The sequence below is a fragment of the Peribacillus sp. YIM B13481 genome, assembly GCF_042787985.1.
In the GTDB taxonomy this organism is placed as follows: Bacteria; Bacillota; Bacilli; order Bacillales; family DSM-1321; genus Peribacillus; species Peribacillus simplex_A.
In genome coordinates this window covers 88,761-105,286 of record NZ_JBHZPE010000002.1, presented here as the reverse complement: position 1 = coordinate 105,286, position 16,526 = coordinate 88,761, and the positions used below count along the sequence as shown (strand labels likewise).

General features: G+C 42.4%; 14 protein-coding genes and 1 other annotated feature. All 14 genes read left to right on the top strand.

Translation table 11 applies throughout. The features are described 5' to 3' along the window. The first annotated feature begins 428 nt into the window (after positions 1 to 428). The 14 genes from ACFX4X_RS01980 to lonB all read left to right on the top strand — a co-directional run bounded on the left by ACFX4X_RS01980 (position 429) and on the right by lonB (position 16,353). Positions 429 to 704, top strand: coding sequence for a GNAT family N-acetyltransferase (locus tag ACFX4X_RS01980; protein WP_089361687.1), 276 nt, complete (start codon positions 429 to 431; stop codon positions 702 to 704). A 160-nt stretch (positions 705 to 864) separates the two neighbouring features. Next, positions 865 to 1,059, top strand: coding sequence for a M15 family metallopeptidase domain-containing protein (locus tag ACFX4X_RS01975; RefSeq protein WP_284470077.1), 195 nt, complete (start codon positions 865 to 867; stop codon positions 1,057 to 1,059). A gap of 23 nt (positions 1,060 to 1,082) precedes the next feature. Beyond that, positions 1,083 to 1,208 carry a M15 family metallopeptidase domain-containing protein gene (locus ACFX4X_RS01970; RefSeq protein ID WP_284470078.1) on the top strand — a complete coding sequence of 42 codons (126 nt, stop codon included), beginning with the start codon at positions 1,083 to 1,085 and terminating at the stop codon, positions 1,206 to 1,208. Positions 1,209 to 1,677: 469 nt separating this feature from the next. Beyond that, positions 1,678 to 1,936 (top strand) — a binding site (T-box leader). A 115-nt stretch (positions 1,937 to 2,051) separates the two neighbouring features. Continuing rightward, on the top strand, positions 2,052 to 3,767 hold the full coding sequence (gene ilvB, locus ACFX4X_RS01965; RefSeq protein ID WP_317776880.1) for an acetolactate synthase large subunit: 1,716 nt from the start codon (positions 2,052 to 2,054) through the stop codon (positions 3,765 to 3,767). Positions 3,768 to 3,770: 3 nt separating this feature from the next. Further along, positions 3,771 to 4,283, top strand: a complete 513-nt coding sequence (gene ilvN / locus ACFX4X_RS01960) for an acetolactate synthase small subunit (RefSeq protein WP_061464284.1) — start codon at positions 3,771 to 3,773, stop codon at positions 4,281 to 4,283. Between the two features lie 45 nt (positions 4,284 to 4,328). Next, positions 4,329 to 5,357 carry a ketol-acid reductoisomerase gene (gene ilvC / locus ACFX4X_RS01955; protein WP_061464283.1) on the top strand — a complete coding sequence of 343 codons (1,029 nt, stop codon included), beginning with the start codon at positions 4,329 to 4,331 and terminating at the stop codon, positions 5,355 to 5,357. After that, positions 5,344 to 6,879 (top strand): 2-isopropylmalate synthase, encoded by a 1,536-nt coding sequence (locus tag ACFX4X_RS01950; RefSeq protein ID WP_284470080.1) that lies wholly within the window; start codon positions 5,344 to 5,346, stop codon positions 6,877 to 6,879. Before ilvC ends, ACFX4X_RS01950 begins: the two co-directional genes overlap by 14 nt. A gap of 15 nt (positions 6,880 to 6,894) precedes the next feature. Further along, positions 6,895 to 8,007, top strand: coding sequence for a 3-isopropylmalate dehydrogenase (gene leuB / locus ACFX4X_RS01945; RefSeq protein ID WP_284470081.1), 1,113 nt, complete (start codon positions 6,895 to 6,897; stop codon positions 8,005 to 8,007). Between the two features lie 69 nt (positions 8,008 to 8,076). Then, positions 8,077 to 9,486 (top strand): 3-isopropylmalate dehydratase large subunit, encoded by a 1,410-nt coding sequence (gene leuC / locus ACFX4X_RS01940; RefSeq protein WP_377381185.1) that lies wholly within the window; start codon positions 8,077 to 8,079, stop codon positions 9,484 to 9,486. 28 nt (positions 9,487 to 9,514) lie between these two features. Then, positions 9,515 to 10,114 carry a 3-isopropylmalate dehydratase small subunit gene (gene leuD / locus ACFX4X_RS01935; RefSeq protein WP_377381182.1) on the top strand — a complete coding sequence of 200 codons (600 nt, stop codon included), beginning with the start codon at positions 9,515 to 9,517 and terminating at the stop codon, positions 10,112 to 10,114. 167 nt (positions 10,115 to 10,281) lie between these two features. Continuing rightward, positions 10,282 to 11,316 (top strand): tetratricopeptide repeat protein, encoded by a 1,035-nt coding sequence (locus ACFX4X_RS01930; RefSeq protein WP_377381179.1) that lies wholly within the window; start codon positions 10,282 to 10,284, stop codon positions 11,314 to 11,316. A 184-nt stretch (positions 11,317 to 11,500) separates the two neighbouring features. Continuing rightward, positions 11,501 to 12,793 carry a trigger factor gene (gene tig, locus ACFX4X_RS01925; protein WP_284470086.1) on the top strand — a complete coding sequence of 431 codons (1,293 nt, stop codon included), beginning with the start codon at positions 11,501 to 11,503 and terminating at the stop codon, positions 12,791 to 12,793. A gap of 424 nt (positions 12,794 to 13,217) precedes the next feature. Further along, entirely contained in the window at positions 13,218 to 14,486 is a 1,269-nt protein-coding gene (gene clpX, locus ACFX4X_RS01920; RefSeq protein ID WP_061464276.1) for an ATP-dependent protease ATP-binding subunit ClpX, read from the top strand. A gap of 196 nt (positions 14,487 to 14,682) precedes the next feature. After that, positions 14,683 to 16,353, top strand: coding sequence for an ATP-dependent protease LonB (gene lonB / locus ACFX4X_RS01915; protein WP_089361681.1), 1,671 nt, complete (start codon positions 14,683 to 14,685; stop codon positions 16,351 to 16,353). The last annotated feature ends 173 nt before the right edge of the window (positions 16,354 to 16,526 follow it).

Below are 16,526 nucleotides of genomic sequence, written 5' to 3'. Positions count from 1 at the left end.
TGCCCTATCCTATAAAGGGCAGTTTTTTAGTTTCTGCTATTTACTTATTCTAACACCATCATGGAAAGATTCCTTCCATTTATTAGTTGCAATAAAAAAACAGAAGCTTGAAAAACTTTGAATTACATTATGGTTGTGCAAGAGTAAGAAAAACCTTGTTAAAAGATTTCATGCAGTACGAACACCTCAGTTTCAGTGAATTCTAGGCTTTACGGGAAATATATCTTCGGAAAATCGTCTCGGAGTTAGCTGGAAAATCAATCATGATTTCCAAGTCATGTCATTTACCTACCTTGGATCATTTTTTATCATCCCTCTTTTATTTGTAAGTAAACTTCACATAGCAATAATTTGAGTAAGCTTTAAATATTTGGTTAATTTCCATTTTGTGAGATATGATAAAAAGGAATTAAAAGGAGGTCATCGAGATGGTGGATATCAAAAAAGGTGAAAGTTCTTTTTTTGTCGAAGAATCTGGCGAGAAACTGGCAGAAATCACATTTTTTAAATCAGGTGATGATGAAATCACAGTTGATCATACCGTAGTTTCTGACAAGCTTCGCGGGCAAAAGGTAGGAAATGCCCTTGTCGAAAAGGTAATAGGATTCGCCCGTGAGGAAAAACTTAGAATTGTTCCAGTATGTTCGTTCGTTCAAAAACAGTTTGAAAAAAATGCAGAATACGAGGATGTTTTGGCTAAATGAACCAGGGGGCTGGACACTTGGGTTGGATTATATCCTCCTGTGTTCAGCCCTTTTGCATGATGGGAAATCCAGCACCCCTTCCATTTCTTCTGGTCATATATTTAGATAATGCGCCTTGCCGTCTGCGGCAAGGCGCATTAAATATAGGGGAGGCGCCAGAATGGCTATCAAATTACAAACCTTGTTGAATCGCGCAAAGGGGAACACGGGAAGTAAAATGGACCCGGTCGTGAACGAGTCGATACTTGAAGTGGTTAAATTAGCTTATGAAGCGGGGATATTTGTTCAAATCACGGCTGGTTACCGATGTTTCTTTATGAATAAGGCAGAACGAATAAATCAAAGCCGATCGTGACATATGCCAGAGCGGGCCAACCCTTGCATAACTATGGACTTGCTGTAGATTTTATCATTGTTAGTGATGACGGCGAGCGGGCATTGTGGACAGAGGAAGAAAAGTGGACAAGAGTACCAGCCATGGCAAAATCCCTGGTATTTGTTTAGGGGGGATTTTGAATCGTTCCGGGATTTTCCGCATCTTGGGATGTCGGGCGGTTTATCTACGAGAGATCTTCAAAAGGGATTTAGGCCAAGTATTTATCAAGAGTTGCGTTAACGCCCCTTTTCATAAAGGAGATTGACAGTTAGAAATGAAGCCAAAAGGAATAATGGGTGATTCCGCATATGAGTGGGTAATGGAAATACATGGATGCGTAATTGGAGTTTCTGATGAATAAGTTTTTTATAAATTTAAAATTCTAACTCTGAAATCTAACATTTTTAAAAATTAATAATTGAAATAACTTATTTATAGAATGTGGTCATGATAGGTATGTAAGCGTATACAACAAAACTCGCAATTTAGAATTATCAAAAAATTCTCAAAAACCTGTTGACTACTACATGAAATACACGTAAGATAATCACAAATACAAGACATCAAACATAAGCGTTTCGAAAAATATGAATAATGCGAAAAACATTGAAGAGGATAAGTAGTCTTTTAAAAAGGCAGTCACAGAGAGCCGGGTAGCTGAGAGCCGGTATTGTCCCAAAAGATGAACTCACCTTGGAGTTTCAGCTTGAACGTCAGACTAGTAGGGCTGAACGGGTGCGTACCAGTACCCGTTACCAAAACAGAGAATAGTGTAGACTATTCAAAGTGCGCATGGAGTTTCATGCGAAAAAGGGTGGTACCGTGGAGTGGCTCATCAAGCCTTTTCACCCCTTTAACTTGCCGAGTGCAAGTACATTTGGGGTGAAAAGGCTTTTTTGTATGCCTTAAAAGCTGAAAATTCTGAATCTTGGGAAATTATTTTATAGGAAAGTGAAGGGGGTATTAACGAAATGACACAAAAATCAGTGGTCGCTGATCGGAACGGTGGAAAGACACATTATAGTGGTGCCGAATTTCTGCTGAATGCATTGAAAAAGGAAAATGTTGAAGTCATCTTTGGATATCCGGGTGGTTCCGTATTGCCGATTTATGACAAGCTTTACAGTTCAGAGCTTTTTCATATTTTGACAAGACACGAACAAGGTGCGATCCATGCAGCGGAAGGATACGCCAGGATAACCGGCAAGCCGGGGGTGGTCATAGTCACATCCGGTCCAGGGGCGACGAACATTGTCACTGGTTTGGCTGATGCAATGATCGACTCATTGCCGCTTGTGGTTATTTCGGGTCAGGTCGCTACCAGCGTAATTGGTTCAGATGCATTCCAGGAAGCGGATGTACTGGGGATCACTACACCGATTACAAAACATAATTACCAGGTAAGAAAGCCGGAAGACCTCCCGCGCATTATAAAAGAAGCTTTTTATATCGCTTCAAGCGGCAGGCCTGGCCCAGTATTAATTGATATACCTAAAGATATGGCCATTTTAGAAGGTGCATACACGGATGAGGAGCCAGAAATGGATCTCCCTGGTTATCAGCCGACGACCAAGCCGAATTACTTACAGATCAGAAAGCTTGTTGAAGCCGTAAGTGGAGCGAAAAGACCGGTCATTCTTGCAGGGGCAGGCGTCCTGCATGCGAAGGCATCTCACCTATTAAAGGACTATGTCGAGCAGCAAGGCATTCCCGTCGTCCACACTTTATTGGGTCTTGGAGGTTTTCCGGCGGAACACCCCCTCTTTATCGGAATGGGTGGTATGCATGGCTGTTTTGCAGCAAACATGGCGTTATCGAAATGTGACCTATTAATCAATATCGGTGCCAGGTTCGATGATCGATTGACTGGAAATCTAGCGAAGTTCGCACAGCATGCAACGGTGGCCCATATCGATATTGATCCAGCGGAAATCGGTAAAAATGTACCGACGAAAATTCCAGTTGTCGGAAGTGCTAAGGAAGCACTGACGGAGTTAATCGCACAAAATGGCAAGAAGCCGGAAATTGAAAAATGGACCACACAGCTGACTGCATGGAATGAAGAGTTCCCATTGCGTTATACACATGAAGAAGGTGTGCTGAAACCACAGCGGGTCATCCAGATGCTTCATGAAAAAACGAAAGGGGAGGCCATTGTTACGACGGATGTTGGACAGCATCAAATGTGGGCAGCGCAATACTATCCGTTTAACAAACCGAATTCATGGGTCACTTCCGGTGGACTCGGAACGATGGGCTTTGGCTTACCTTCGGCTCTCGGAGCACAACTGGCGAATCCGAAAGCGACGGTGCTTTCCATATCGGGAGATGGCGGTTTCCAGATGTGCCTGCAAGAACTATCGGTCATTGCCGAAATGAATCTGCCGATCAAAATCATCATTGTCAATAACGGGGCACTCGGGATGGTAAGGCAGTGGCAGGAACTCTTTCATGATAACCGTTTCTCACACAGTATTTTTCAATCGCATCCGGACTTTGTGAAATTAGCCGATGCTTATGGAATTCCGGGTTACAAGGTGACGACGGAGGAAGAAGCCAGCAACTGCCTGGATGTAGCGTTAGCGACAGATGGTCCGGTATTAATCGATTTCCGTGTAAAGCAAAAAGAAAATGTCTTTCCGATGGTAGCACAAGGAAAAGGGCTTGATGAAATGGAAGGAGTTTAATCAATGAAAGGAATTCTAAGCCTCACCGTGAACAACCGGCCAGGCGTCCTGAATCGGATTACGAATCTGTTCACGAAAAGAAATTATAACATTGAAAGCATGGCTGTCGGCCCATCCGAGCAGGAAGGCATTTCAAGGATGACCTTCGTGGTCGATGTTGATGACGAAACAGTCGTTGAACAGATCACCAAGCAATTAAACAAGCAGATCGAAGTATTGAAAGTATATGATATTACGAATCAATCCATTGTGGCGAGGGAACTTGCACTCATCAAAATATTGGTGACAACACATACCCGAGCTGAGATTTATTCAGTCATCGAACCCTTCCGTGCATCAGTAATTGATGTCAGTAAAGATAGCGTGACCGTCCAAATCACTGGGGAATCGGATAAAATCGAAGCCTTCATCGAACTGATCAAGCCATATGGCATCAAGGAATTGGCAAGGACAGGGACAGCCGCCATCCCGCGTGGAATGCAAATAGCACACGCCAAGAGCGCAACAATTGTATAAAAAAAACAAAAACAATAATGAAAAGAAAAGGGAGATGTAATTATTATGGCAAAAGTATATTATAACGCAGAAGCAAACGAGAATTTTTTCAACAATAAAAAGGTAGCGGTCATCGGATATGGTTCACAAGGACACGCACACGCACAAAACCTACGTGACAGTGGTGTAGAAGTAATCATCGGAATCAGGAAAGGTAAATCCTTCGATAAAGCGGTGGAAGACGGGTTCAATGTTTACACAGTTAAAGAAGCCGCTGAACAGGCAGACGTAATCATGAACCTTTTACCTGATGAAACTCAGCCGAAAGTATACCAAGAAGAAATCAAACCGGTATTGCGCGCAGGTCAAGCGTTAATGTTCGCACACGGATTCAACGTCCATTTCAATCAAATCGTTCCTCCGGCAGATGTGGATGTATTATTAGTCGCTCCAAAAGGTCCGGGACATCTTGTTCGCCGTACATATGAACAAGGTGCAGGGGTGCCGGCATTGTTCGCCATCTATCAAAATGTTACGGGTGAAGCAAGAGAATTGGCACTTGCGTACGCTCGGGGAATCGGTTCTTTAAGAGCTGGCGGTTTGGAAACTACTTTCCAGGAAGAAACGGAAACGGATCTATTTGGAGAACAGGCCGTACTTTGCGGCGGATTGACTTCCCTTGTGAAAGCTGGTTTCGAAACCTTGACAGAAGCTGGATACCAGCCGGAAGTGGCATATTTCGAGTGTTTACATGAACTTAAATTAATCATCGACCTTATGTATGAGGGTGGAATGGAAAACATGCGCTATTCCATTTCTGACACAGCTCAATGGGGAGATTTCGTTTCTGGACCACGCGTTGTGACGGAAACTACGAAAGAGGCCATGAAAGCGATCTTGAAAGACATCCAAGACGGTGAGTTCGCTAAAGGATGGATCTTGGAAAACCAAGCGAACCGTCCAGTCTTCAATGCTATCAATAATCGTGAAAACCAACATCAAATCGAAGTGGTTGGCCGTGAATTAAGAAAAATGATGCCATTCGTAAAACCTCAACAAAAAGAGAAAGAAGTGGTAGCCGTTGCGAAAAATTAATATATTTGAAACTACGCTTCGAGATGGGGAGCAATCAGCCGGTGTGAATTTGAATTTTACCGAAAAGCTTGAAATTGCTTATCAGCTTGAAAGATTGGGTGTTGATATTATCGAAGCCGGTTTTCCGGCAGCATCCAAAGGGGATTTCAACTCCGTACAGGAAATCGCGCGCAAAATTAAAAACAGCTCTGTTACGGGGCTGGCGCGTGCTGTAAAAGGAGATATTGATGCAGCTTGGGATTCATTAAGGGACGGGGCGGAACCGAGATTGCATACGTTCATCGCCACTTCGCCCATTCATCGTGAATATAAGTTAAAAATGTCGAAGCAGCAAGTGATTGAAAAGTCGGTTGAAATGGTTAAGTACGGAGCAGCGCGTTTTCCGATCGTGCAATGGTCTGCAGAAGATGCAAGCCGTACGGAACTTGACTATTTGGCTGAAATCGTTGAAGCGGTCATTCAAGCTGGTGCTAAGGTCATTAATATCCCGGATACTGTAGGGTATGCAGCTCCAATCGAATACGGAAACATTTTCAGATACCTTCGTGAACATGTTCCTTCTATTGATAAGGTTAGCTTATCTGCACACTGCCATGACGATCTTGGAATGGCAACGGCCAATTCATTGGCTGCCATCGAAGGCGGGGCTACACAAGTCGAAGGCACAATCAACGGCATTGGTGAACGTGCTGGAAATGTGGCACTTGAAGAGGTGGCTATGGCACTCTACATCCGTAAAGATTTCTATCAAGCGGGAACGGGCCTTGTATTAAATGAAATTAAAAGGACCAGTGACCTGGTCAGCCGCCTTACGGGAATGCAAGTTCCTGCTAATAAAGCCATAATAGGCGCCAATGCTTACGCACATGAATCTGGCATTCATCAGGATGGCATGTTAAAAGAAAAAACGACATACGAAATCATATCACCTGAACTCGTCGGAGTTTCGTCCAATTCACTTGTTTTAGGGAAGCATTCAGGACGGCATGCTTTTAAAGAAAGGTTACAAGAGTTGAATTTTACGGTAACGGATGAGGAAATGAACTCATTATTCGTTCAATTCAAGGAATTGGCCGATAATAAAAAGACCATGACTGATGAAGATATCGTGGCACTGGTGCTTGAAGAGAAAGCGACGGATATCAGTTTCTATGACCTGATTTCTTTCCAGATTTCCCACGGTACACATCAAGTTGCCACAGCGACGGTTACACTGAAAAAAGGCGATAATGAAGAGATTCAGGAAGCGGCTACAGGGGCAGGAAGTGTTGAAGCCCTCTATAACACGCTTGAAAGATGTTTGGGCAGTGAAATCAACTTACTGGACTATCGAATTCAATCGGTGGGTGGCGGTATGGATGCCCTTGCTCAGGTTTTTGTGAAAATTGATTATAACGGTGTGGAAACGAGCGGCCGCGGTCTTGATCAGGACGTCTTGGAAGCATCTGCCAAAGCGTATTTGAACGCTGTGAACCGTGTGATCATCATGAAGGAACTGGAAGAAAAAGCAGTATTACAATAGGAAGGGGAGATTTCGATGAAAAGGAATATTGCGGTGCTTCAAGGAGATGGCATCGGGAAAGAAGTAACAAGAGGCGCTGTAGAAATCCTCGAAGCCGTTGCCCAAAGATATGGACACGATTTTGAATTTCAATATGGTGAGATTGGAGGCGGGGCCATCGATAACACAGGCTCCCCCTTGCCGGATGAAACAGTGGAGATTTGTAAAAACAGCGATGCGGTATTATTGGGTGCCGTTGGAGGACCTAAGTGGGATGACCAGCCTGCACACCTAAGACCGGAACGTGGTTTGTTGAAAATCCGAAAAGATTTGAATCTTTATGCTAACATCCGTCCAATCAGCTACTATTCCAGCTTGTCGGAATCTTCTCCTCTTAAAAAGGAATTCATTGAAGATGTTGATTTCGTGATTGTCAGGGAACTAACTGGCGGCCTGTATTTCGGTAAGCCAAGTGAGCGCGTTGAAAGAGAAGGGAAAGAAGCTGTCGTCGATACCCTTTTCTATCAGAAAAGCGAAATGAAGCGCATCATTGAACTTGCTTTTGAATTAGCATCGGAACGCAAGAAAAAAGTAACATCCGTGGATAAAGCGAATGTTCTTGAATCTAGCAGGATGTGGCGTGAAACGGCTGAAGAAATCGCCAAGGGCTATCCGGATGTAATCCTTGAACACATGCTTGTGGATAATGCAGCCATGCAACTGATTAAAAACCCGAAACAATTTGATATTATCGTGACGGAGAATATGTTCGGTGATATTTTAAGCGATGAAGCGTCTGTATTGACTGGCTCGCTTGGAATGCTTCCTTCCGCCTCCATATCAACGGAAGGGCCTAATCTATATGAACCGATTCATGGCTCTGCTCCTGATATTGCGGGCAAAAACTTAGCTAATCCAATTGGGACCATTTTATCAGCGGCGTCCATGCTGCGTTTGTCCTTTGGCTTGGAAGATGAGGCACATGCCGTTGAGCAGGCAGTGGAAACGGTCCTTGATTATGGTTTGAGAACAGGCGATATCGCAAATGGCCAACCAATTATTACGTCTACTTCAGAGATGATTGCAGAAATAAAAGCCAATCTTTTAGACCAGGAAGCCATTTCCAATATCATGGGAGCTTACGCATAAACTTCTTTCACGGCCTAATATTAGGCCGTGTTTTTTAAAAAAATATAAGATTGATCGAGGTGGGATAAGATGGGAAAGTCGATAATAGAGAAAATATGGGATCGTCATATTGTAAATGAAGAGGAAAATAAACCGGATTTGATTTATATAGACCTTCAATATATTCATGAAGTGACATCTCCGCAAGCATTTGAAGGATTGAGATTAAAAGGACGCACAGTCAGGAGACCAGACCGTACTTTTGCGACAATGGATCATAATGTACCAACCGTTAATCGCTATTTCATCGAGGATGATATTGCTAGAAAGCAATTAGAGGCACTAGACCAAAACTGTAAGGAGTTCGGTATCCGCCTGGCTGATTTGGACAGCCCGGAACAAGGGATCGTTCACGTTATCGGGCCGGAATTAGGGCTTACACAGCCAGGGATGACGATTGTATGCGGTGACAGTCATACTTCCACACATGGTGCGTTTGGATCGATTGCGTTTGGAATCGGTACGAGTGAAGTTGAGCATGTTTTGGCCACACAAACCCTTTGGCAAACAAAACCGAAAACATTAAAGCTTGAGGTTAATGGCAAACTTGGACACGGTGTGATGGCGAAAGATGTCATTTTATATGTGATTTCTAAATTTGGCGTCGATTTCGGCACTGGGCACATCATTGAGTATTGCGGGGAAGTTTTCCGGGATATGTCGATGGAAGAGAGAATGACGGTTTGCAATATGTCGATTGAAGGCGGGGCAAGGGCGGGGCTGGTTGCTCCTGATGAAACAACCTTCTCATATTTGAAAGGTCGTAAATATTTGCCGAAAGGAGAAGAGTTCGAGCAATGTGTTCAGGAGTGGAAGTCACTTTCAAGTGATGAGGATGCTGTATATGACCAAGAAATCATTCTTGATGGCAGCCTGATTTCACCTATGGTCAGCTGGGGTACAAATCCTGGAATGGCTAGTGGAGTGGACGGAAAGGTACCTACCTTCGCGGAAGGTATCATGGATTCTAAGGAGCTGAATCGGGCACTTGAGTACATGGGTCTTGAGGAAGGCATGCCAATCACGGATATCCCCGTTCAGCATGTATTCATAGGATCTTGTACGAACTCACGCATTGAAGACTTGCGGCAGGCCGCAGAAATGATCGATGGCAAGACTGTGCAAAAAGGAGTTCGGGCGATGGTCGTTCCCGGTTCACAGAGTGTTAAAAGGCAAGCGGAAGATGAAGGATTGGATGAGATCTTCAAATCTGCGGGCTTTGAATGGCGTGAATCAGGTTGCAGCATGTGCTTGAGCATGAACCCTGATGTGGTTCCAGCCGGAGAGCATTGTGCCTCCACCAGTAATCGGAACTTTGAAGGCAGGCAAGGAGCTGGTGCAAGGACACACCTAGTTAGTCCGGCAATGGCTGCCGCGGCGGCCATTCATGGGAAATTTGTCGATATCAGGAATTCGGAAAGAACTGAACAGGTCCATTAAGAATAAGAATTAACCGGAGGTGCAGAGAATGGAACCCATTACTATTTACAAAGGAAGAGCGGCGGCACTTGACCGTAAAAACGTGGATACGGACCAAATCATTCCAAAGCAATTTTTAAAACGGATTGAGCGAAGCGGATTTGGAGAATTTTTATTCTATAACTGGCGTTTTGATGAGAATGGAAAAGAAAGTCCTGATTTTGAATTGAATCAGCCCCATAATAAAAACGCGTCCATTTTAATAGCAGGTGAAAATTTTGGCTGCGGTTCTTCTCGTGAGCATGCTCCGTGGTCATTGAAAGACTATGGATTCGATATCATCATCGCACCGTCTTATGCTGATATCTTTAAAAGTAATTGCATGAAAAATGGCATGGTCCCCATCGCTTTAACCCAGGCTGAAGTAAAGTATTTAATGGAGAGGGTGTCGGCAACTGATTATGAGTTGACTATCGACCTTCCCAATCAGACATTGAAAGATGGTCAAGGGTTTGAAACAAGCTTTGACATCCATCCATATTGGAAGGAAATGCTTATTAAGGGCTGGGATGAAATTTCGATAACCCTGCAATATGATCAAAAGATTTCTGCCTATGAATCGCAAGAAAAGGTTGTATCGAGTATTTAATTGAAGAATGTCATTTTCCCGTCATCCTTTCATTTGAAAGGATGCGGGTTTTTTTTGAGGAAGCTGGTTAAGACGGAATGGCGTTCATCCGTCCATATAATTTTGTGTTTCCTGCTATTACATGCTAAACTGTTTTTCAAAAAGCGAACGGTGAGGCGGAAAATAGGATGGATAATGAGAACAACCAAAAGAAGGCCGGAGAAACCAAGATTATCGCCTTTCCAAATCTCGGTGAAAGGCTGATTGCAAAAGGGCTTGACGAGCTTGGGAACAGAAACTTTATAGCGGCTGCACAGCTTTTCAGCCAAGCCAGGGAGTATGAGCCCGAAAATGATGAAGTTTGCATGGGGCTTGTAGTCTCACTAGTAGAACTTGAGTATTATGAGGAGTCAAAAGAGTTGTGTATAGAGATGCTGAATAAAGGCATAGGCGACTATTTTCAACTTATCAATATCTATTTGATGGTACTGCTGCAATTAGGCGAGCATCAGGAAATGGTCACGACAATCGAGCTGCTATTTGAAGAGAGCCAAATTCCCTTTGATAAAGAGGAACATTTCGAAAAGATGCTTCAGTTCAGTAAAAGGGCCCTTGAGGATAAAAAGGAAGAAAAGGAAAGGCAAAATCAGCAGCTTGCAGAGGAATTGCAGGAGAATGATCTTTTTGAAGGGAAAATGGATAATGAAATGTTCATGGTCATTTCAAAACTAACGAATATCAATATTCGACCATTTATCCCGGAAATCGTACAATTTCTACAAAATGATGAGGGACACCCTTTCTTTAAAACGATGCTCCTTAACATTCTTATTGACCAGGAATATAACGAGGAAGTGACACTAAGGAAATTCAATCAAACGAAGTCGGTCATACCAAGGGAATTGAAAAGTGTGAAGGAGACGGACTTCTATAAGAAGGTCACCGGCCTGACTGAAGAGGAAATCAGTCAGGAAAATCCGAGCTTATTTGAAATGGTCCATAGTTTGATTGACCGTCATTCCTTTATATTGTATCCCTTTGAACCTGGACCTGAAAGATTTGCGGCGTGGGCAGCAGCCTATCATGCCTTAGCGGAAGAATACATGACTGGGGAAGTTTTTGGGAGTGACTTGGCTGACCTTTATCTGGCTGATGAAGAAACCGTTGCGGATATCCTATCCTATTTAAAAGAAATTGAGGAAATTTCTTATCCCATTATTTAAGCTATTGCTGTTGTAACAGATTAAACCTGTGGTATAATGTAGTGGTTGTAATGTATAATCGTCAGGTTTTGACGATTTCCCAATATTTTTTTTGGGTATATTTGAGGGATGACTTGTTACACTTGCAAAGCATATTCATCCAATGCTTATTATTGAAGTATATAGATTTTTTGGAGGGAAACACATGTCTGTAAAATGGGAAAAACAAGAAGGTAATCAAGGCGTACTAACAATTGAAGTTGACTCTGCAAAAGTAAACGAAGGTTTAGACGCAGCTTTCAAAAAAGTAGTGAAACAAGTAAATGTACCTGGCTTCCGTAAAGGGAAAATGCCACGTCAAATGTTCGAAAAAAAATTCGGCGTAGAATCACTATACCAAGATGCGCTTGATATCATTCTTCCAGATGCTTATGCAAATGCTGTCGAAGAAGCTGGAATCCAGCCTGTAGATCGTCCAGAAATCGACATCGAGAAAATGGAAAAAGGTGAAAACCTGATCTTCACTGCAACTGTAACAGTTAAGCCTGAAGTTAAATTGGGAGATTACAAAGGTGTTGAAGTTGAAAAATTCAATACTGAAGTAACTGACGAAGATGTTGAAAACGAATTGAAAACTTTGCAAGAGAAGCAAGCTGAGCTTGTTGTTAAAGAAGAAGGACAAGCTGCTGACGGCGATACAGTCGTTCTTGACTTTGAAGGATTCGTTGATGGTGAAGCATTCGAAGGCGGAGCTTCAGAAAACCATTCATTGGAAATCGGTTCAAACTCTTTCATTCCAGGATTTGAAGAGCAGCTTGTTGGTCTTGAAACTGGCGCTGAAAAAGATATCGAAGTTACTTTCCCTGAAGAATATCATGCTGCTGAACTTGCAGGTAAACCAGCTGTATTCAAAGTGAAAATTCATGAAATCAAAACTAAACAACTTCCTGAGTTGGATGATGAGTTCGCGAAAGATGTCGACGACGAAGTGGAAACTTTGGCTGAACTTAAAGAAAAAACAAAACATAAATTAGAGCATGACAAAAAACACGAAGAAGAAAACTTCATACAAAACACTGTAATTGGTAAAGCTGTTGAAGGCGCAGAAATGGACGTTCCTGAAGCAATGATTTCAAACGAAGTGGACCGCATGATGAATGAGTTCTCTCAACGCATTCAATCTCAAGGACTTAATTTGGAACTTTACTACCAATTCTCAGGTCAAGACGAAGAAGCTTTAAAAGCACAAATGAAAGAAGAAGCTGAAGGACAAGTTCGTACGAGCCTGACTCTTGAAGCAATCGCTGAAGTTGAAAAACTTGAAGCGACTGACGAAGATGTAGAAGCTGAACTTGGACAAATGGCTACAATGTACAATATGGAAATTGAAGCGATCAAACAAGCTCTTGGAAACTTAGAAGGAATCAAAGGCGATCTTAAAATTAAGAAAGCTATTGACTTCTTGGTAGAAAACAGCAAAACAGTTGACGCAAAATAATTTTTATAAATAAGTAGATTTAAATATTTCCTTAAAAAACAAGGCGCGAGTAATCGTGCCTTGTTTTATACATATTGAGAATTAGTGGAAATTTCAAATATCGGTAAGTTCCTGATTGATTTTTTTTGAATTTCAGTGTAGATTAGTTCTAATACCGCATATACATATTTATACAGCAAATCCTGATTTTAAAAATCAAAAGTTTTGGGCATACTGGTAAAGGGCAAATACATATTGATTGATTATTGTACATATTTACAACTCGGACGCGTGAGCATTTTTGTTACTAAACTTCCTAGAACATGATAAAATGCAAAACATGCTAGGGATTTTGGAATGCTTAAGTAGGTGTGTGCCCGGTTTTTTTACAATCGGGTACCGCTATGTAATAGAGTTGGAAGAGTATTTGAAGGGGTGAACGTACATGTTTAAATTTAATGATGAAAAAGGACAGTTAAAATGTTCTTTTTGCGGTAAAACACAAGAACAAGTCCGTAAACTGGTTGCTGGTCCAGGTGTATATATTTGTGACGAGTGTATCGAGCTTTGTACGGAGATCGTCGAAGAAGAGTTGGGGACTGATGAAGAAGTAGAATTCAGAGATGTGCCTAAACCTATGGAAATCCGTGAAATTCTTGACGAATATGTGATTGGACAAGAACAGGCGAAGAAGTCTTTGGCTGTCGCTGTTTACAATCATTATAAACGTATCAATTCCAATAGCAAAGTCGACGATGTTGAGCTTTCTAAAAGTAACATTGCCTTGATCGGACCGACTGGAAGCGGGAAAACCCTTCTTGCGCAAACATTGGCGCGATTACTGAATGTTCCTTTTGCAATTGCTGATGCGACTTCATTGACAGAAGCTGGATATGTTGGGGAAGATGTTGAAAACATCCTTCTAAAATTGATCCAAGCAGCTGATTATGATGTGGAAAAAGCGGAAAAAGGCATCATTTATATTGATGAAATTGATAAAGTTGCCCGTAAATCAGAGAATCCTTCCATTACACGTGACGTGTCCGGTGAAGGTGTGCAACAAGCTTTATTGAAAATTCTTGAAGGAACGGTTGCAAGCGTACCGCCTCAGGGTGGACGTAAACACCCACATCAAGAATTCATCCAAATCGATACGACCAATATCTTGTTCATCTGTGGCGGTGCATTTGATGGCATCGAACCGATCATCAAACGCCGTCTTGGTCAAAAAGTCATTGGTTTTGGCTCTGACGTGAAAAAGGATGATATTGCAGAAAAAGAATTGCTTTCAAAAGTTCTTCCTGAAGACTTGCTTCGTTTCGGTTTAATTCCGGAATTCATCGGGCGTCTTCCGGTAATTGCGACTCTTGAGCAATTGGATGAAGCTGCTTTGATTGAAATCCTGACAAAGCCGAAAAATGCCCTTGTTAAGCAATATCAAAAATTGCTTGAGCTTGACGATGTTGAATTGGAATTCGAACAGGAAGCGCTAAGTGAAATTGCTAAAAAGGCAATTGAACGTAAAACTGGTGCACGTGGTCTGCGTTCCATCATTGAAGGTATCATTCTTGAAGTTATGTTCGATCTGCCTTCACGTGATGATGTTGCGAAATGTGTAATCACAGGCAGCACGATTTCGAAAAATGAATCTCCAAAGCTCGTCCTTAAAGACGGTACAACCATCAAAGGACAAGGAAAGAAAACATCTGCTTAATTTATAGGAAAAGTAAGACTGCCAGTTCATCCTGGCAGTCTTTTTTTCTTTTGTCTTTTTTTATGTTTATTGAGAAAATACTGTTCTTTAAGATGAAAACCCCAAAATTTACAACACGAAATTTTTGGATAATTTCGCCCTTCCAAAGGAGATACTAACAGAAATGACAAACTTGGAGAGTGCAGGAGGGAATACGATGAATTGGACAGGATTGGCGTTGTTTATCCAGCTGTTTTTTGGGATCATTATTGGATTGTATTTTTTGAACTTATTGAAAGGCCAGCGGACACAAAAAGTTTCCATTGACCGTGATTCACGTAAGGAAATGGACCAATTACGGAAGATGAGATCGATTTCGTTAACAGAGCCATTGGCGGAGAAGGTTAGACCAAGCACATTTAATGAAATCATCGGTCAGGAAGATGGCATTAAATCTTTAAAGGCTGCCTTATGTGGACCAAATCCCCAGCATGTGATAGTTTATGGTCCTCCTGGGGTGGGGAAAACAGCAGCGGCCAGGCTTGTTTTGGAAGAGGCTAAGAAAAATGGTAAGTCCCCTTTTAAGAATTCGGCAGTGTTTGTTGAACTGGATGCCACCACCGCCAGGTTCGATGAACGGGGGATTGCCGATCCGCTGATTGGTTCTGTGCATGATCCAATCTATCAAGGGGCCGGGGCGATGGGACAGGCTGGCATTCCGCAGCCAAAGCAAGGTGCAGTAAGCAATGCTCATGGGGGCGTACTGTTCATAGATGAAATAGGGGAGCTTCATCCAATACAGATGAATAAACTGTTGAAGGTATTGGAGGATCGCAAGGTCTTTCTGGAAAGTGCCTATTACCAAGAGGAAAATCAAAGTATTCCCACTCACATCCATGATATTTTTAAAAATGGACTTCCGGCTGACTTTCGATTGATTGGGGCCACAACAAGAACGCCAAATGAAATCGCACCTGCGATACGCTCGAGATGCATAGAAGTGTTTTTTCGTGAACTTGACAGGGAAGAAATAATCACTGTGGCTAAGAATGCCTCCGATAAAGTTGGAATTACCATCAGTGAAAAAGGCTTGCAGTCGATTTCGGATTATGCCCGAAATGGCAGGGAAGCTGTCAACATGATTCAGACTCTTGCAGGAATATCAATTAATGAAAACAGGACTTTTATCAGAGAAGAAGATATTGATTGGATGGCACATAGCAGCCAACTTACCCAAAGGATGGACAGGAAAATAGAATCAAATTCTAAAATAGGCCTTGTCAACGGTCTTGCAGTCTACGGTCCCAACAGCGGGGCATTGCTGGAAATCGAGGTCATGGTCATGGCCGCCCCTGATGAAAAAGGTTCGATTAATATTACCGGCATTGTCGAAGAAGAGAGTATTGGCGGTGGGAATGGCAAGTCGATTCGCCGCAAAAGCATGGCAAAAGGTTCGATTGAAAATGTGATTACGGTTTTACGATCGATGGGAGTGCCTGCCGATCAATTCGATATCCATGTCAACTTTCCGGGCGGAAGTCCTGTAGATGGTCCTTCTGCTGGAATTGCAATGGCAACAGGCATTTACTCGGCCATTTATAAAATCCCTGTAGATCACACATTAGCGATGACTGGAGAAATTAGCATTCATGGCGGTGTTAAACCGATCGGCGGAGTCATTCCGAAAATCAAGGCAGCAAAACTTGCCGGGGCAAAGAAAGTAATCATCCCTGCCGATAACATGCAGCCGCTGCTATCTGAGATCAAGGATATAGAAATCATTACAGTTTCGAATGTGAAAGAAGTGCTGGATCAGGCACTGAAAAAGGAACTGATGTCGGAACAAATTCTCACATCCTTAGACCTATCGAAAAAAGAAAGCGTATAAAGGAAATGCCCCGGATTAAAACAGAACCGGGGCATTTTAAGGACCATAATGGGGGTCTTCCATAAACCTAACAAAAAAATAAACACTGTTAAGACGTGCTTTTTTATCTAATATTGGAGATAATAATAGCAGTCGAAACGTGTTAAGGTAAACGAATAGACACTTCTATATAA